13 protein-coding genes are annotated in these 18,118 nt (G+C 59.3%); 1 reads left to right on the top strand and 12 read right to left on the bottom strand.

Going from position 1 to position 18,118, the window contains the following annotated elements:
• Nucleotides 1–59: 59 nt before the first annotated feature.
• From ispG to RT120_RS12435, 6 genes are all read right to left on the bottom strand, one after another.
• Nucleotides 60–1,175 (bottom strand): flavodoxin-dependent (E)-4-hydroxy-3-methylbut-2-enyl-diphosphate synthase, encoded by a 1,116-nt coding sequence (ispG, locus tag RT120_RS12460; RefSeq protein WP_312982934.1) that lies wholly within the window; start codon nucleotides 1,173–1,175, stop codon nucleotides 60–62.
• Between the two features lie 27 nt (nucleotides 1,176–1,202).
• Nucleotides 1,203–2,222: a cytoskeleton protein RodZ gene (gene rodZ, locus RT120_RS12455; RefSeq protein WP_312982933.1), complete on the bottom strand. Its 1,020-nt coding sequence runs from the start codon at nucleotides 2,220–2,222 to the stop codon at nucleotides 1,203–1,205.
• A gap of 376 nt (nucleotides 2,223–2,598) precedes the next feature.
• Nucleotides 2,599–3,765, bottom strand: coding sequence for a bifunctional tRNA (adenosine(37)-C2)-methyltransferase TrmG/ribosomal RNA large subunit methyltransferase RlmN (locus tag RT120_RS12450; protein ID WP_312982932.1), 1,167 nt, complete (start codon nucleotides 3,763–3,765; stop codon nucleotides 2,599–2,601).
• A 162-nt stretch (nucleotides 3,766–3,927) separates the two neighbouring features.
• Nucleotides 3,928–4,359, bottom strand: a complete 432-nt coding sequence (ndk, locus tag RT120_RS12445) for a nucleoside-diphosphate kinase (protein WP_125294119.1) — start codon at nucleotides 4,357–4,359, stop codon at nucleotides 3,928–3,930.
• A gap of 161 nt (nucleotides 4,360–4,520) precedes the next feature.
• On the bottom strand, nucleotides 4,521–6,842 hold the full coding sequence (gene pbpC / locus RT120_RS12440; RefSeq protein ID WP_409515047.1) for a peptidoglycan glycosyltransferase PbpC: 2,322 nt from the start codon (nucleotides 6,840–6,842) through the stop codon (nucleotides 4,521–4,523).
• Between the two features lie 10 nt (nucleotides 6,843–6,852).
• On the bottom strand, nucleotides 6,853–11,814 hold the full coding sequence (locus RT120_RS12435) for an alpha-2-macroglobulin (RefSeq protein WP_312982931.1): 4,962 nt from the start codon (nucleotides 11,812–11,814) through the stop codon (nucleotides 6,853–6,855).
• A gap of 220 nt (nucleotides 11,815–12,034) precedes the next feature.
• On the opposite strand from RT120_RS12435, the gene sseA reads away from it, so the two are divergent.
• Nucleotides 12,035–12,880: a 3-mercaptopyruvate sulfurtransferase gene (sseA, locus tag RT120_RS12430; protein ID WP_312982930.1), complete on the top strand. Its 846-nt coding sequence runs from the start codon at nucleotides 12,035–12,037 to the stop codon at nucleotides 12,878–12,880.
• A gap of 27 nt (nucleotides 12,881–12,907) precedes the next feature.
• On the opposite strand, the gene sseB is transcribed toward sseA, so the two are convergent.
• The 6 genes from sseB to hscB all read right to left on the bottom strand — a co-directional run bounded on the left by sseB (nucleotide 12,908) and on the right by hscB (nucleotide 17,977).
• The gene (gene sseB / locus RT120_RS12425) at nucleotides 12,908–13,687 is read right to left on the bottom strand and encodes an enhanced serine sensitivity protein SseB (RefSeq protein ID WP_312982929.1); all 780 of its coding nucleotides are present in this window, start codon (nucleotides 13,685–13,687) and stop codon (nucleotides 12,908–12,910) included.
• A gap of 7 nt (nucleotides 13,688–13,694) precedes the next feature.
• Nucleotides 13,695–14,981: an aminopeptidase PepB gene (gene pepB, locus RT120_RS12420; protein ID WP_312982928.1), complete on the bottom strand. Its 1,287-nt coding sequence runs from the start codon at nucleotides 14,979–14,981 to the stop codon at nucleotides 13,695–13,697.
• A 63-nt stretch (nucleotides 14,982–15,044) separates the two neighbouring features.
• A complete protein-coding gene (gene iscX / locus RT120_RS12415; protein WP_002463684.1) occupies nucleotides 15,045–15,245 on the bottom strand; it encodes a Fe-S cluster assembly protein IscX in 201 nt (66 codons plus the stop codon).
• Nucleotides 15,246–15,258: 13 nt separating this feature from the next.
• Nucleotides 15,259–15,594, bottom strand: a complete 336-nt coding sequence (gene fdx, locus RT120_RS12410) for an ISC system 2Fe-2S type ferredoxin (RefSeq protein ID WP_002463685.1) — start codon at nucleotides 15,592–15,594, stop codon at nucleotides 15,259–15,261.
• Nucleotide 15,595: 1 nt separating this feature from the next.
• Complete coding sequence (gene hscA / locus RT120_RS12405; RefSeq protein WP_312982927.1) at nucleotides 15,596–17,446, bottom strand: Fe-S protein assembly chaperone HscA; 1,851 nt, start codon at nucleotides 17,444–17,446, stop codon at nucleotides 15,596–15,598.
• Between the two features lie 15 nt (nucleotides 17,447–17,461).
• Nucleotides 17,462–17,977, bottom strand: coding sequence for a co-chaperone HscB (gene hscB, locus RT120_RS12400; protein ID WP_312982926.1), 516 nt, complete (start codon nucleotides 17,975–17,977; stop codon nucleotides 17,462–17,464).
• Between the last annotated feature and the right edge of the window lie 141 nt (nucleotides 17,978–18,118).

Genomic DNA, 18,118 nt, shown 5'->3' with positions numbered 1-18,118 from the left:
CACCCGAAAAATCGAGGCGGCGAGCGGGTTCAATCATACACGGGAAAGCCTGGCTTGCCCTATTTTTCCTGATGCACATCAATGCGACGGCTTTCGTCCAGCATACTGGCTTTGGCGCGGATCTTCGCTTCAAGCTGGGCGATCATATCGTCGTTATCGAGACGATCTTTGCGCGCGCCGTCTTCATAGAAGCCGCTTTTCTTATTGCCGCCGGTGACGCCCAGGGTCGAGACCAGCGCTTCGCCCGGACCATTGACCACGCAACCGATAATCGACACATCCATCGGCGTCAGAATATCTTCCAGACGCTGTTCCAGCGCGTTCACCGTGCCGATCACGTCAAATTCCTGACGCGAGCAGGTTGGACAGGCAATAAAGTTGATCCCGCGTGAACGGATGCGCAGCGATTTCAGGATATCGAAACCGACTTTAATCTCTTCCACCGGATCGGCAGCCAGCGAAATACGCAGCGTATCGCCAATGCCCTCGGACAGCAGCAGTCCCAGGCCAATCGCTGACTTCACTGCACCCGCGCGCGCGCCGCCCGCTTCGGTGATCCCGAGATGCAGTGGCTGTTCGATTTCTTTCGCCAGCAGGCGGTAGGATTCCACAGCCAGGAAGACGTCGGAGGCCTTTACGCTGACCTTAAACTGGTCAAAGTTCAGGCGGTTGAGATGCTCAACGTGACGCATTGCAGATTCCAGCAAAGCCTGCGGCGTCGGTTCGCCGTATTTTTCCTGGAGATCTTTTTCCAGCGATCCGGCGTTGACGCCGATGCGAATAGGGATATTTTTGTCGCGCGCGCAGTCAACTACGCTGCGGATGCGCTCTTCGCTGCCAATGTTGCCTGGGTTAATGCGCAGACAATCCACACCGTATTCCGCCACTTTCAGCGCAATACGGTAATCAAAGTGGATATCGGCCACCAGGGGCACATTGACTTGCTGCTTGATGAGTTTAAAGGCTTCAGCGGCGTCCATAGTGGGCACCGACACGCGTACGATATCGGCCCCGACACGCTCAAGCGCTTTAATTTGATTGACCGTTGCTTCCACATCGGTGGTGCGGGTATTGGTCATTGACTGAACGGCGATTGGCGCACCGTCGCCTACCGGCACATTACCCACGTAGATCCGTTTGGATTTTCTACGCTTAATGGGCGCTTCATTATGCATGAAAAATCTCCCCCGTTGCCCGTCTGCTTACTGCGCTACTGATTGTTCGGCATTGAGGGTCAAACGCGCAACCTGGTTGGTTCTGATAAAACGGCTTAAATCGACCGGTTTGCCCTGGTACTGGATTTGTACTGCGGCAGGCGCGCCGATTTTTAATTTGTACGGTGCCTGGCCCGCTAAGTTCAGGCTGGCGTCTTTACGCTGCAGGCCGCTGAACAGTTTTTTACCGGTAGCGTCGGTGACTTCTAACCAGCAATCGGCGTTGAAGTTCATCACCAGCGCATTCGGGTCGGCTGCCGGAGCCGTCGCTGCCTGGTCAACCGGCAGCGCGCTGGCGCTATCGGCAGTGGCCGGCGGCGTAACCGGCGCGGCGGTCGCGGTATCAACATTCGCCTGGCTCGGCGAAACAACCGCATTCTGCGACGCGTCAGGCGCGGTGGTCGTCGCCATGCCGTTGTCGGTGTTCACTTCAGCAGGCGCGGTCGCCGGTTGGCTGTCGTTATTGGCAAGCGCCGCGGCGGCGTCATCGCCCGCTGTCGGCTCGGTGGACAGCGGCACAGCCTGGCCCGCAGAAGAATTGGCATTCAATTCCGCTGTGGACTGATCGGCCATCGTGGTGATCTCTTCCTGCTGGGCTTTGTGGTTCTGCCACCACCATGCGCCCGTCAGGCCGACGACCACGAACAGCACCAGCCAGGTGACGCTCATCAGCCAGCCATCGCGTTTTTTACGGCGTTTGCCCAGAGCGTAACCCTGCATCGGCGCCACTTTCGCAGTTTTTACCGGTGCCTGCTGTGCCAGCATCGGCAGCAGTTCTTCTTCGGGAATATGCACCAGGCGGGCATAAGAGCGGATGTAGCCACGCAAAAACGTCGCCGCCAGTTCAGCGGGCGCTTTATCTTCTTCGATATCGCGGACAGTCGAGACTTTCAGGCATAAACGTTCTGCCACGACTTGCTGGCTAAGACCGAGTTGTTCACGCGCCGAACGCAGACGTTCGCCGGTGGTTTGTGGTGCATTGTGATCGTGAGTGGCTTCAGTATTCATTCGCTACAACTGCTGGAACTGTTTAAGTAAGGAACCAGGCGCTGGCAGGTCACCCTACCCGCACCGCGAAATCAATCTTTTAAGGCTGCAACGTTCAGCATTCGCCCAGTCAGGCCGACATGGTTTCACAATATCGACGCTTGAATGCCGTCTGGTCAGTTAAACATAGACACCTTTTGACCAACTGTCCGTGGCTGGCGACGCAATCCAGAATTCATGCGCGTCTAAACTGTTGTTGAGACGCTACATACTGCCTTAAAGCGAGAAGAAACGCACCGTAATTATTGAGAGAATACGTTTCTTCACGATTGGGTAACGGCGCGCCTTTTGTAGCCTGTGCCCAATTTGCCGATCGCAAACCAGACAACGATGCCACTCAGACTGCTTTCACCTCAATAGGTTCACCCTGCATACGCTTACGCATCGTACGCTTAGTGCGGTCGATCACCTCGCCTGCCAGCTGTCCGCAGGCCGCGTCAATGTCGTCACCGCGGGTTTTACGCACGATAGTGGTAAAGCCATATTCCATCAGCACTTTGGAGAAGCGGTCAATACGGCTGTTGGAGCTGCGGCCATACGGCGCGCCCGGGAAGGGGTTCCACGGGATCAGGTTGATCTTGCACGGCGTTTCTTTCAGGCATTCCGCCAGCTGATGCGCATGTTCCGTGCCGTCATTAATATGATCCAACAAAACGTACTCTACCGTCACGCGTCCCTGGTTGGCGTTGGATTTTTCCAGATAACGACGCACCGCCGCCAGGAAAGTCTCAATGTTGTATTTCTTGTTGATCGGCATGATCTGGTCGCGGATTTCATCTGTCGGCGCATGCAGAGAGATGGCCAGCGCTACGTCGATCATATCGCCGAGTTTATCCAGCGCCGGAACCACGCCCGAAGTAGACAGCGTCACGCGGCGCTTCGACAGACCGAAACCAAAATCATCCAGCATGATTTCCATGGCCGGCACTACATTATTCAGGTTGAGCAGCGGTTCGCCCATGCCCATCATCACCACGTTGGTGATCGGGCGCACGCCGGTTTTCTTCTGCGCGCCGATAATTTTCGCCGCACGCCACACCTGGCCGATAATTTCCGACACCCGCAGGTTACGGTTAAAGCCCTGCTGCGCGGTTGAGCAGAATTTACATTCCAGCGCACAGCCAACCTGGGAAGAAACGCACAGCGTGGCGCGGTCTTCTTCCGGGATATACACGGTTTCCACCAGCTGATCGGCAATTTTGATCGCCCATTTGATGGTGCCGTCTGCGGAGCGCTGTTCTTCAGCCACTTCCGGTGCGCGGATCTCAGCGATCTCTTTGAGTTTGTTACGCAATACCTTGTTGATATCCGTCATCTCATCAAAGTCATCGCAGCAATAGTGATACATCCATTTCATCACCTGATCGGCGCGGAACGGTTTTTCACCCAGATTGGCAAAAAATTCGCGTAGTTGCTGACGGTTGAGATCTAACAGGTTAATTTTTTCAGATTTAGCGGAAACGACGGTTACCGGCGTTTCGGAAGTGACAATTTGCTCAGACATAGTATTTTCCGGCCTCGTTGTTACACGTTATGGCCCATGGTGGGTTGAAAATAGAAGCGCCCCGGAACGTTAGCTCGTCCCGGGGCGCAGTATTGTACAAACTTCAGCGCCGTGATGCCACGACTGTAAGCGGCATCACAAAAATAAACTTTCGCGGCGTGATTAGCGGGTGCGCGGGCACACTTCGCCTTCACCGAAGAAGTAGGCGATTTCGCGCTCTGCGGATTCCACAGAGTCAGAACCGTGGGTGCCGTTTTCAGTCAGGCTGTCAGCGTAATCCGCGCGCAGGGTGCCGGCCAGCGCATTCGCCGGGTTAGTGGCGCCGAGGATTTCACGGTGACGACGCACCGCGTCTTCGCCTTCCAGCACAGTCACCACGATCGGCCCGGAGGTCATGAAAGCGACCAGACCATCAAAGAACGGTTTGCCCTGATGCTCAGCATAGAAGCCGCCCGCTTTTTCAGAAGACAGGTGCAGCATTTTGGTGCCGACGATTTTCAGGCCTGCTGTTTCAAAACGAGCGAAGATGTTGCCAATAACGTTTTTTGCCACCGCGTTAGGCTTGATGATGGAAAAAGTACGTTCAATTGCCATGATAACCTCTGTATGTTGTTCTGTTTGCGCCGGAAACCCGGATTTCGAATTGGCGGCGATTATAATGAGCATCCCTGGTATTGCATATGGGAATAAGTAACATTTTTTTAAAATAGTGCGACAGCTCGCAACACAATGCCATTCCGGCTATGGGATGTACACTACTGGACAGTAAAACGGGCCACGGCGGTTTGCCCTGACTCATCCATCACCAGCACTTGATAATCATCGGCTTTTTCAATTTCCAGCATCATTACATCCCCATGCCCCGATTGCACCACGCCGTTTAAGAACCACCAGCGCGGCCCTTCGCCCCCCTGAGTTGTTAACCGCAGCGGTAAACGGCTTTGCCCCGGTACGCGTTTGATGATGCCGCCGTCACGCACGCCGGTGAGCAACAGCGGCGTCGCACCGTCGTTGGATAACGGCGGGCATTCCGGCGACGCAGCGGGCAGCCGCGCGGCGCGACGTTCACCGGCAGGCAGCCAGGGCTCCAGCGGTAAAGGCCACAGAATACGGGTCTCGGCATGGGCATCCGGACAATCAGCGGCGACGCGTTGCCCCTGCTGGTTCACCCACAGCGGATATTGCGTTCCGGTCATACGCTCCTGCCCTTGCGCCAGCAGCGTGGGGGGCTGGCTGTCGTCTAATAGCCAGGTCGCCAGACGGCGGCGGCAGTTGGCGTCCCCTGCCGGAAGCTGCTGCCCGCCAGGCCAGCAAATGGTTCCTGCGGTGACCGACGCCGGGCGAGGATCCACCGGCAGCCGCGCTTGCTGCAATGCAGAGCTGGCCTGCACCAGATTATTCACCTGATTAAGCAGCGGCACCGCGCTGGCAAAGCCCGACTGCCCCGGCACCGGGGTGCCGTCCGGGCGGCCAGTCCAGACGCCGATGATATAGCGCGGGCTCATACCCACCGCCCAGGCATCGCGGTAGCCATAACTGGTGCCGGTTTTCCAGCCAAACGGCACCACCTGAGGCAACGTGCTGTCGGGCAAGGGCTGCGCTTCCCCCGCCAGAATGCGGCGGATAATCCACGCCGCGCCTGGCGACATGAGCGGGCGATCTTCCAGCGCATCGTTCGGCGTTAACCGCAGCTGCGCCGCCCTGCCCTGGCGCATAAAGGCGCTGTAGGCGGCGACGATATCGTATAAACGCGCCCCCGCACCACCGAGGATAATCGACAGGTTCGGCTCCGCGCCGCCGGGCAAGGTTAAGGTCAGCCCCACATTGCGTAATTTAGCCGCAAACCGCTTCGGACCGTAGGCTTCCAGCACCTGCACCGCCGGAAGATTCAGCGAACGTACCAGGGCATCGCTCATGCTGACCGGGCCGTTAAAGCCGCTGTCGAAGTTGCCGGGGCGATAATCCCCGAAGCGGCGCGGCACATCCTGTAGCAGCGAGGCGGGATGGATCAGCGCTTCGTCCAGCGCCAGGCCATAGACAAAGGGTTTGAGCACCGATCCCGGCGAGCGGCTGGCGAGTATCATATCCACATGCCCGAAGCGGTTCACGTCGGCGATATCCGCCGAGCCAACCCAGCCACGCACGTTCATGGTACTGGCATCCACCACCAGGATTGCCAGCGAGCCGCGCGGCGGCAGGCGCGGTTTCCAGTTCAGCGCCAGTTCTTCAAGCTGACGCTGGAGACCCGCGTCTAACGTGGTGACAATTTTGTTCTCGCGGCTGCGCGCCGCCAGATAGCGTGCCAGTAGCGGCGCAAGCTGCGGCATCTGGCGCGGTGCCAGCCAGACCGGTTCTTCCAGCGCCTCTTTCACCTCGCTCCGGGGCCAGACGTGATACTGCGCCAGGCGGCGCAGTACTTTATCGCGCGAGGCCTGGGCGCGTTCGGGCCAGCGGTCAGGGCGCAGACGGCTCGGTGCCTGGGGAAGTACCGCCAGCAACGCCGCTTCGGCAGGGGTCAGCGAGGCAGGCGATTTGCCAAAGTAAGCCCAGCTTGCCGCGCCAACGCCCTGTAACGTGCCACCGAACGGCGCGCGGTTGAGATAGAGCGTGAGAATTTCCCGTTTCGACAGATGCCATTCCAGCTGCATGGCGCGCCACACCTGGCGGCTTTTACCCAGAAAGGTGCGCGGATGCGGTTCGATTAGCCTGGCGACCTGCATGGTCAGCGTACTGCCGCCGGATACTACGCGCCCGGACGTCACGCCCTGCCAGGCGGCGCGGAGTATGGAAAACGGGTTGATGCCAGGATGTTTCCAGAACCAGCGGTCCTCGTAGTGGATTAGCGCATCCAGATAGCGGGGGGAAACCTCTTCCAGGGTAACGGGATAGCGCCAGATGCCTTCGTCATCGGCAAAGCGCCACAGCGGCGTCCCCTCTTCGGTTACCACTACCCTGGCGGGGTTGACCTCTTTGAGCGGTAGCGGCCAAATGCGGTCCGCCGCCCACAGCGCCAGCGCGAATAACAGTAATGCGCCTGCAATCACGCAGGCGCATTTTTTCAGTTTTGATCCGATCACAAAAGCCTACTCACGGCGCGATGGTTAACGTCCCTGCGCTGCTGCCCGTGGCACGCCATGACGGAATATACATAGACTCCACCTGCGGCACCGGCACGGTGTATTTGCCCGGCGTCACCGCCCGTGCCAGATACACCAGCGTGGCGTGTTCGCCCTCATTTACCGGCAGCGCCGCCACAAAGCGGTCATCACGGAATTCCACATGCTGAATATCCTGCTGCTGCATCCGGCTCACCAGGTCGCTGACCGTGCCGCCGGTTTCACCCAGGCTGGCGCTGGCGTTAGCCAGATTCTGGTTTTCCAGTTCCAGCCCTGCGGGCAGCAGATCGACTACCAGCGCATCCGGTACGGTTTTGCTGGCGTACACATCCAGCCACACCAGGACCAGCTCGCCGCTGCGCAGGTTATCGAGCGATTTGGTGGTGCCGTCACTGGCCAGGAAGTGGCGTTCAATTTTCAGCACGTTGCCGGATTGCTGCGGCGCACTCTGCGGGTAGCCCACGCTGTCGAGCCGCACCCACACCGGGCTGTCGCTGGTGTTAGTCAAATGCAACGCCGCCAGCTTATCCGCATTCAAATTAAACGCCTGGGCCTTGTCGCCCTGTAACGGTTCGCCGGACAGCGAGCTTTGCACTTGCCAGGCGGCAGGCTGGTTTTGCCAGCCGCGTCCTGCCAGGAACAGCGCGTTGCTCTCCTGAGTCGACAGCCAGCGCTGTCCGTAAGCCTGGTCGGACAGCGTTTGCAGTAACCCCGCCTGCTGCTGCGCCAGGAGTTTATTCTCTTCCAGCAAATTCAGGATCAGCGCACTGTCGCGTAACTCGCTGCCGTAATCGCCAATCCACTGAACGCGATCGTTACGCGGCGTCGCCAGGCCCGCATTAATCGCTTCCTGAGCGCGGTTGGCGTCGCCCATCAGTTTGAGCGCCACGCCGAGCTGCACCAACGGCAGACCGGAACTGGCGGCGTTATGTTTATTCCACAGTTCACGCAGTGCTCCCAGCGGCGCTTTTTGCTGCCGGGCCAGTACCAGGCCTGCGTAGGCCTGCACCGCGAATTTACTGGCGGCGCTGTTATCGCTGTAGCGCAGCGCCATCAGGCTCGGGTCCTGCAAATAACGCAGCAGGCGGTTGTTGGCGCGCTCCAGTGCGTCAGCCGGAACGCTGTAGCCCTGCTCGGTGGCCCGCACCAGGAAATCGGTGACATAGGCCGTGCCCCAGTACTCTTCCGGGCCAGTTTTATCCCACAGGCTGAATCCGCCGTCCTCGCGCTGCATCTCCAGCAGGCGGGCGATCCCGACATCAATCGCCATACGGCGCTGTTCGTCACTTTCGCCCTTGATACCCAGCGCTTTCAGCTGCGCCGCGCTGGTATACAGTGACGGGAACAGGCCGCTGGTGGTTTGCTCAAGACAGCCGTACGGATAGGCTTTCAGCTCGCTGATATAGCGCGCCAGGTTCAGGGGGGGACGGCCGCTCAGCAGCAGTCGTCCTTCCAGCGTGCCCGGCGAGAAGCCGTCAACGTGAGGCGCCGGAACCTGCCAGCTTTCGCCCGGATTAAGCATCACGCCGCTGTTCACGGTCTGTGACGGGAACGCCGGACGCACGCCGATTTTCCACTGTTTTTGCGACGGCGCGAAGGTTTCACCCGGCACGTTCAGGCCGCTGATTTGGGCGTTGATTTCACCATCACCGAAGCCTTCATGGGCGCGCACCGGAATAAACAGCGTTTTACGCGCCCCTGCTTTAAGGCTGACTTTCAGCTCCGGGCTGTCCAGCAGCGAAACCAGCCCGCTGGCGGTTAGGGAAACGGTAAGGTTTTGCGGGGTATCGGTCAGGTTGCTGACGTCCAGCGCCAGCCGCGATTCATCGCCGCCCGCCAGGAAGCGCGGCATACTGATGTCGGCAATCAGCGGCGCGGCAACGATAGTTTTGGTATCGCTGCTGCCGAAACTGTCTGCCGTCCAGGCCTGAGCCATCACCCGCAGTTCGCCGTTGAAATCGCCAATCGGCAACTGAACCGTGCCCTCGCCGTTTTCGTTAAGCACCACCGGCTGCGCCTGTTGCGCCACGATGGTAACGTGGTTAACCGGCGGTTTTCCGCCGCGATTCAGTTCATCGCCGTCGCCGCCAAAGCGCAGCGCCGCCAGCCGTCCCTGCCCTTCAATCACCTGGCCATAGATGTCGTAGATATCCGCGCCATAGGCTTTTTGGCCAAAAAACGCCTCCCACGGGTCTGGGGTTGCGTAATCAGTGATATTCAGCACCCCGCTGTCCACGGCGGAAACCAGCACGTTCACCTGCGCCGGGATGTTGCCCTGCGCGTCAGGTTTGACTTTCAGCTTCACATCCAGATTGCGGTCCGGGCGCATTTTCGCCGGGGCATCCAGCGTCACCGCCAGGCGGCGGTTTTCATCACCCAGCGGCAGATGCAGAATACCGACGGCGCGTTTCGGGGTCGCGGATTTGGATTTATCGCCGGGGCGGATCACCAGGGTGCTGACATAGAGATCGTGGCGCTGCCATTTGCTGTCCACCGGAATGTCGAGGTCCATACCGCCTTCCGGTACGTCGATAGCCTGCCACCACAGCGGGCCGTCGCTGGATTCAATCATGGCGTAGCCTTTCCCCGCGGCAGGCGCGGCGATATGCAGTTTGATGGTGTCGCCAGGTTTGTAAGACGGTTTATCCAGCTTCAGCGTCACACGATCCGGGCGCGGCGAACCGCTGCCGTCGCTGTTGTCCTGCCAGCTGTAACCCGCCCAGAAGCGGATGCTGCTGACGGTCTCATTCGGCGCTTTGACTTCCAGACGATAAGAACCCCAGTCCACCGGGAAACTCACTTTCCCGGTTTCTCCCGCCGCCAGACTCAGCGACTGTTCACCCTCAACCAGATCCTTTTGGTCGAACTGGGATTGCCAGCCGTCGCCTTCCGACCAGTTCCAGAAGTAGTCGCGGCGCTCGCGAATCAAGCGCACCTGCAAATCGTTTACCGCCAGCTTCTGGCCCTGAGCATCGGTATAAACAATGTCGAAACCGGCCAGGCTGCCTTCATCCACCATCGGCTGATTTACCGTGGTGTCGCTGCGGTAGTCATACACGGCTTTAGAGGCAAACTGCGGACGAATACCCGGCAGGCTGGCGGCGGGCCACACGGGTTGCTCGGCGCGACGGGTTATCGGGCGTCCGCCAGATTCCAGCAGGCTGGCCTGCAAAATGACTTTCAGCGGGGAGCGCGCGTCCTGCCACTGGCTGTCGAGCGTGACATCGTTACGGCCCTGTTCGTCCAGCGTTAGCTGGACTTCATCCAGGCTGCGGGTGAGGTTTTCCTCGGCGATATCACCGAATTCGAAACCGGGCAGCGCGGCGACCGCCTCACGCAGCGGGCGAAGAAATAACTGGCCCTGTAATGCGTTGCCAGACGCGGGCGCGCCATACAGATAATGGCCTTCCACCGGGATATTGAGCGGATCTTTTGGCGAAATCGGCGTTTTCTGCGGCGTCAGCGTTAGCGCCATGCGCTCCGGCATAAAATCTTCCACCTGGAAGCGCCAGTTGCGCGGCTGGTTATCGCCAATATTGGCGCGCATAGACCAGTTGCCCGTGGCGGCAGTCTGGGCCAGCGGCCAGCTAAACTGATACAGCCCGTTGTGGGATTGCACTACCTGAGTGCGCGCCACCTGGCCGTCGGGTTTCACCACTTCCAGCTTAATCGGCTGGTCATCAACCGGTTTGCCGTCGCCGTCGCGCAGCAAGCCGTTGAAGATCACCGTTTCGCCCGGACGATACAAATCGCGCGGGCCGAACATAAAGAATTGCCGCGCATACCCCGCCTCGCCGACGATATCGAACTCAGAAAGATCCAGCGCCGGAAGCTTGAGATCCAGTAGCGTAGTCTGCTCGCCGTTGCGTGCCAGCACCAGCGCCGCGTCTTTCGGCGTGTCCAGCGTGGCGTGACCGTCGCCGTCGGTTTTGGCCTGCGCCAGGGTCTGGCCTTTCTCGCTCAGCAACTGGATGTCAACGCTGCCCTGAGGCGCGCCGTTTTCCAGGCTTTGGGTGAAGATGTCGAGCCGGTTATGGAAGCGATGCAGCGACAGGCCAACATCACTTAAGGTAAACAGCGTGGCGGCATTGCTGTAGTTGTAGCGCCCTGCCTGGTTCATCACAGCGAGATACACGCCTGGCTGCTGGAGCGGTTTAATGTCCCCCAGCGGCAGCAGCAGTTTTTCCCGGGTATTACGCGCCGGGTTTAGATCGAAGCGGCCGGTATACACCAAATCCGCCAGTTGCAGCAGTTTGTCCGATTCCCAGTTGGTGAGCGAATTTCGGTACTCCCACTGGCTCACGAACGAGGCCAGGGATTCCGGCTTAATGCGGAAGAAATTCACATCCACATTATCAATATTCAGCGCCATGACCGGCAGGCCCTGCACCACTTTAGTGGGCAGCAGCGAACCCCGGCTGGCAAAGCCGACGCTGGGTTCTATGTCGCGGGTTTCAAGGGTCTTTTCCCAGTTGATGCCGAAAGTGGCTTCATTCAGCGCTTTCAGGTCGCTGTCTACGCTCACCAGTAAGGTACGGCTCGGCTCCAGATGGCGCATCCGCAGTTCTTTAAGATTGGGGGCCAGCTCCCAGGCGCCGTCCACTTTGCCGTTCTTTTTATCTACCAGATGAACGGTACGGGAGAAATCCTGATTGGGATCGAGAGGGATAGAGAAGGTTAGCACCAGCGTCGCCGCGCCATCCAACTGGACTTCTGAGGCGTCAATCAGCGTTAACGGTTTACCGGCGCTTTGCCCGGCAAGCTGGGCCAGTTTTGCGCTATCCGGTTTTGCGGCGACGGTCGCGGCCTGCGATTGTTGAGCGGGCGCGGGCTTAGGCTCGCTTGCCGCTTCACTCGGTTTATCATCGCAACCTGCCATTGCCAGAATGGCTAATAAGGCTGCCGCAAGCGCGGCGTGGCGTGCTCGTATCATTCTCAAATCCCTGGCCTTTCGGCCTTCCTGTTGTGAGGAAGCAAGTATTATGTGTTCGCTGCGGGAATACAAAGCAAGATTATCACCGGCACAGCAAACGGCAGATTTTCAGAATTATAGTGCTATTACGGGACTCGTATCGCGACTTGAGAGGCGGCCGCTTGTGACGCACACTAAAAACACCGACAATTTGCCCTCTCAGCACTGACACGGAGGCTCCATGTCCACCTCTTTTTTTGTTGCGGGCGACTGGCTCGCTGAGCACCTTTCCGATCCAGAAATTCAAATTCTCGATGCGCGTATGGCCCCTCCCGGTCAGCAGCAGCGCGACGTGGCGGGCGAATACCGTGAGGAGCATCTTCCCGGCGCGGTGTTTTTTGATATCGACGCGCTGTCCGATCGTACCAGCCCGCTGCCCCACATGATGCCGCGCCCGGAAGCGTTCGCGGTGGCGATGCGTGAACTCGGCGTGAGCAGCGATAAACATCTGGTGGTGTATGACGAGGGCGATTTGTTCTCCGCCCCGCGCGCCTGGTGGATGCTGCGCAGCTTCGGGGTGGAAAACGTATCGATACTGGCTGGAGGCCTGGAACGCTGGCAGCAGGAAGGCCGTCCGGTGGAGTCGGGCGACGTGACGCCAGAAGAAGGCGAATTTGAAGCCAAACTTAATCCTGAAGCGGTTAAACGCCTGACCGATGTGCTGTTGGCAAGCCACGAAGGCAGCGCGCAGATTATTGATGCGCGTCCGGCGGCGCGTTTCCATGCCGAGGCGGATGAGCCGCGCCCTGGCCTGAAGCGCGGCCACATTCCCGGCGCGTTGAACGTGCCCTGGGGCGAAGTGGTGCAGAACGGCGAGCTAAAAGATCCTGCCACGCTGCACGATATTTTCTTCCAGCGCGGGGTCGATTTTGAGCGGCCCATTATCGCCAGCTGCGGTTCGGGCGTAACGGCGGCGGTGCTGGTGCTGGCGCTCGCAACGCTGGAAGTGAACGGCGTGGCGCTGTACGACGGCGCATGGAGTGAATGGGGTGCCCGGCAGGATTTACCCATCGAGCCAGCGCAATAAAAAAGGGCCGCAGTAGCGGCCCTCAGATTAGATGATGCGATTGGTTTTGAAATCGCGCAGGAAACTTCCCCAGCGGCGTTCATAGAAGGGCGTAACGTGGGCCATGATAAAATGGCTGACGCCCTTCTCCCCTTCCGTGACCAGACAAATATCAATCGGCTCATCGCCCGGCAATGTGTCGGTGGCAACGCTGCCCGTCGCCTGGATAATGGCGTCGATATCCCCAATGGCTTCTATGCCGATCAACAGATTAGGTTCTGCGTCTGCGCGCTCTTTGATGGAGCACAGCCAGGCGCGCTTGACCGTCTTCAGGGTTTTAAACAGTGTGGTCAGCGAATCGACCATCTGTGCGGGCGGCTCGGCGACTTCGGAAAGCAGCAGCGTCTGGCCGCCTTCAATCACTTCCTGGGTACTGAGCGGGTTGCCTTCTTCACCCACCAGATGACTGATTTCACGCGGGGTGAACGCTTTACCGGTGGGCAGTTTGGCGTTCAAAAACAGCGTCTCGCCCAGGGTCATGTCGAACAGGGTACGCACCGGCATGACAACGAATGCCTGCTCTTCCTCTCCCATTGCCTGCTGCAACGCTTCCAGCGAAGAGAAAAACGGGATCACTGAAGTGCCGTCGTCTTTTTCCCAGTGCTGTAAATCCAGCGCGCTGTCCGCGTCTACCGCGTCATCGCTGGCAGAAGTGCCGGGCACCCACACGGTGGAGTCCAGCAGGGTGCGGAAAAACGCCGGGCGGTGCGCCGGTTCGGTGGCGGCTTTTTCCAGCAGGGCTTCTAACTCGTTTTTGGTTTCAGACATAACCATCTTATTGCGCCGTCAGCAGGTTAGCTAAGGTACGTACGCCGAGACCGGTCGCACCCGCCGCCCACTGCTCTACCGCGCCTTTACGGTAGGTGGCGGAACAGTCGATATGCAGCCAGCCCTGCTGGTAGTTTTCAACAAAGTGCGACAGGAAACCCGCCGCCGTGCTGGCACCCGCCGGGTACGAGGCGCTGGCGGTGTTGTTCAGCTCTGCGAAGTTCGACGGCAGCTGATTACGGTGGAACTCTGCCAGCGGCAGACGCCAGAACGGCTCGTTTTCCGCGCTGGCGCTCGCCAGCAGGCGGTTCGCCAGGCCATCGTCGAAGCTGAACAGCGCATGGTAGTCATTGCCGAGCGCGGTTTTCGCGGCACCGGTCAGGGTGGCAGCGTCGATCAGCAGTTCCGGGTTCTGTTTGCAGGCGTCAATCAGCCCATCCGCCAGGACCAGACGGCCTTCAGCGTCGGTGTTCATCACTTCCACGGTTTTGCCGTTGCGGTAGCGAATGATATCGCCCAGCTTGAAGGCGTTGCCGCTGACCATGTTATCGGCGCAGCACAGGTACAGTTTGACGCGTTTATCCAGGCCACGGGTGATGGCGAAGGCCAGCGCGCCGGTTACCAGCGCCGCACCGCCCATATCGGATTTCATTGAATCCATAAAGGTGCTTTGCTTGAGACTGTAACCGCCGGTATCGAAGGTGATGCCTTTGCCCACCAGGCAGGCGTACACCGGCGCGTCCGGGTTGCCAGTCGGGTTGTAATCCAGCGCCAGCAGTACCGGCGCGCGATCCGATCCGCGCCCCACGGTGTGGATCCCCATGTAGTTCTGCTCGCGCAGATCTTCGCCTTTGGTGATGCGATATTTCATGTTGTCGCAAGCGACGCTGCTTAGCAGATCCACCGCGCGCTGGGCCAGTTGTTCCGGCCCGAGTTCTTCCGCCGGGGCGTTAATGGTGTCGCGCACCCAGTCGATGATTTTCAGGCGGCTGTCCAGCTCTTTCTGCTGGGCTTCATCGAGGGTCGCCCATTCGACTTTACGGCTGCCTTTCGGCCCTTTGTAACCCTGCCAGAAAGCCCAGCTGCGATCCGCGTCCCAGCCATCGCCAGACAGCGCCACGTGCTTAATGCCCAGGCCGTCGATTTTACGGGCGGCGCGCTGGATCAACCCCAGGTCGTCCTGGTTATTCAGGTGCAGGGTGATGCCGTCGTGATTAATGCTATATGTCGCTTTTTCTCCCCAGCGGGCGTCGGCAGGCTGGGTGGAGAGCGTGATTTTCATGGCGTCAGTCATTCTGTTGTCCCTTTTGTTATCGCTCTTAGACATAAAAGGGCCGCCCGAAGGCAGCCCGTTTTTTTATTCAGCTTCGTCCAGCCACACTAACAAGATTGCCTCAAGGATCTTCTCGTTAGAGGCAGCCGGGTCGTCATCAAACTCTTCCAGCTCGCAAATCCACTGATGCATATCGGTGAAGCGGACGGTTTTCGGATCGAGATCCGGGCGGCTGTCGTACAGCGCCTCGCCGATTTCGCGGCTGTCGGTCCATTTCAGGCCCATACTCTACCTCCTGTTAGTGCTCGCGCGCATGGTTAATGGTGTAACGCGGCATTTCGACCACTAAATCTTCATCGGTCACACGCGCCTGACAGCTCAGGCGGCTTTCCGGCTCCAGACCCCAGGCTTTATCCAGCATGTCGTCTTCGTCTTCGGTGCTTTCCGGCAGTGAATCAAAACCTTCACGCACGATGCAGTGGCAGGTGGTGCAGGCACAGGATTTTTCGCAGGCGTGTTCAATTTCAATGCCGTTGCGCAGCGCAACGTCAAGAATAGTTTCACCGCTCTTCGCTTCCAGAACTGCGCCATCGGGACAAAGATCCTGATGAGGCAGAAAAACAATCTTAGGCATATTAAACCTCGTCGACGGAGTGGCCTTTCAGCGCCTGGCGCACGGAGGCATCCATACGGCGAGCGGCAAACTCCTGGGTCTGTTTATCTACGTTTTTAATTGCGTTTTCAATGGCGTCAACGTCATCGCCTTCTGCTGCTTGCGCCAGGGCAGTCGCAGCGTCATCGATAACCTGACGCTCTGCGGCGCTGAGCAGCGCGGCATCGGTCGCCAGTGCGCCCGCGAGGCTTTCCAGCACCCGGGCGGCTTCCACTTTTTGTTCCGCCAGCATACGCGCTTTGACGTCCTGCTCGGCGAAACTCATTGAATCTTTAATCATGGTGGCGATTTCATCGTCGGTCAGCCCGTAGGACGGTTTGACCTGAATCGAGGCTTCCACGCCGGTGGATTTTTCCATCGCGGAGACGCTCAGCAGGCCGTCGGCATCTACCTGGAAGGTGACGCGGATATGCGCGCCGCCCGCAAGCATCGCCGGGATACCGCGCAGGGCAAAGCGTGCCAGCGAACGGCAATCCTGCACCAGCTCGCGCTCGCCCTGCATCACGTGGATCGACATGGCCGTTTGCCCGTCTTTGAACGTGGTGAATTCCTGGGCGCGGGCCACCGGAATAGTGGTGTTGCGCGGGATCACTTTCTCCACCAGGCCGCCCATGGTTTCTAAACCCAGCGACAGCGGGATCACGTCCAGCAGCAGCATTTCGCTGTCCGGCTTATTGCCCACCAGGATATCGGCCTGCACCGCCGCGCCAATCGCCACGACTTTGTCCGGGTCGATGGAAGTCAGCGGCGTACGGCCAAAGAATTCGCCCACGCGCTCGCGCACCAGCGGAACGCGGGTAGACCCGCCGACCATCACCACATCTAACACGTCGCTCGCCTCAACGCCCGCGTCTTTCAGGGCGCGGCGGCAGGCTAACAGGGTGCGCTTGACCAGCGGCGCGATCAGCGCATCGAACTGTGCGCGGGTCACATTGCCCTGCCAGCCGCCGACGTCAACGGCGACGCTATCAGCATCGCTCAGGGCGATTTTGGCGGCGATGGCGGTATCCAGCAGTTCGCGTTGCAGATGGTTGTCGCTGCGATCGCTGAAGCCCGCCTGCTCGCGCAACCAGTCGGCTAACAGATGGTCGAAGTCATCACCGCCCAGCGCGGAGTCGCCGCCGGTCGAGAGGACTTCAAACACGCCGCGGCTCAGACGCAGTACTGAAATATCAAAGGTGCCGCCGCCGAGATCGTACACCGCAATCACGCCTTCCTGACCCGAATCCAGGCCATAGGCAATCGCCGCCGCCGTCGGTTCGTTAAGCAGGCGCAGCACGTGCAGGCCCGCCAGACGCGCGGCGTCTTTGGTGCCCTGACGCTGGGCGTCGTCAAAGTAAGCCGGAACGGTGATGACCACGCCGTCCAGATCGCCCGCCAGCGCTTCACTGGCGCGTGCGGCCAGCGCTTTCAGGATGTCGGCGGAGACGCGGATCGGGTTCAGCAGGCCTGCCGGGGTATCAATCTGCGGCAGGCCATTGGCGCTCGGCTGCAGGTTGTACGGAAGATGCGGGTAACGCGCCTGGATATCGGCAAGGGAGCGGCCCATCAGACGTTTTACCGAGCTGATGGTGTTCACCGGATCGGCGGCCGCCATCGCACGCGCGTCAAAGCCGATGGTCTGGCCCGTCGCCTGATAGTTCACCACGGACGGCAGCAGGTGTCGCCCCTGGTGATCCGGCAGGGTTTCCGCCTGCCCGCTGCGCACGGTGGCGACCAGGGAATTGGTGGTGCCTAAGTCGATGCCTGCCGCCAGTCTGCGCTGGTGCGGCGCGGCGCTCAGCCCAGGCTCGCTAATTTGTAATAAGGCCATGTTTAGCTTCCAGAATTAAAAACCAAGCAGCTTTTCTTCGAGTTGTTCTGTCTGGTGCTGCAATTTATCAAGAAAACGGAGTTTGCGAACGGTATCCGCCGCCTTTTCCCACGCCTGGCTATCCAGTTCGTGGACCATTTGCTGATGGCGCGAACGGTACAGCGCCTGAATGCGCGTGGTAAAACCCGCCAGGCGGCTTTCATCGCCCGCGTGTTCAATCTCGTCAAGCTCTTCACGCAGCTCAAGTTGCTCCATCAAAAACGCGGTATCGCGCACCGTGTGCTGTTCGTTGGCCAGATCGAAACCGTGCAGCAAAAGCATGTATTCGGCGCGGTTAAGGGGATGGCGCAGCGTTTGCCAGGCCTGATTGATGGTCGCGGATTGCTGGAGCGCGGCCAGTTGGTCGGCCTGAGGGTGGCTGGCGAATTTATCGGGATGGAACTGGCGTTGCAGATCCTGGTAACGCGCTGACAACGAAGTCATGTCAATCGTGTAGCCAACCGGCAAACCAAAGAGGGTGAAGTAATCCATAACGTTCTCAGGGTAATACCCACATGCGCAATAACGCGACAACCCGGTTCAATCAACTGCCCCGGCGCGCGTTATTGAGAAAGCAGGTATGCAAGGTTTTCTACCCTTCCCCGCCCTGCCGGGCGAAGAAGGTCATTGCGG

Origin of the sequence: Atlantibacter sp., assembly GCF_032062175.1 — a bacterium.
Lineage (GTDB): Bacteria > Pseudomonadota > Gammaproteobacteria > Enterobacterales > Enterobacteriaceae > Atlantibacter.
The sequence above is the reverse complement of the archived record's forward strand: the minus strand, read 5'-3'. Positions and strand labels throughout refer to the sequence as shown.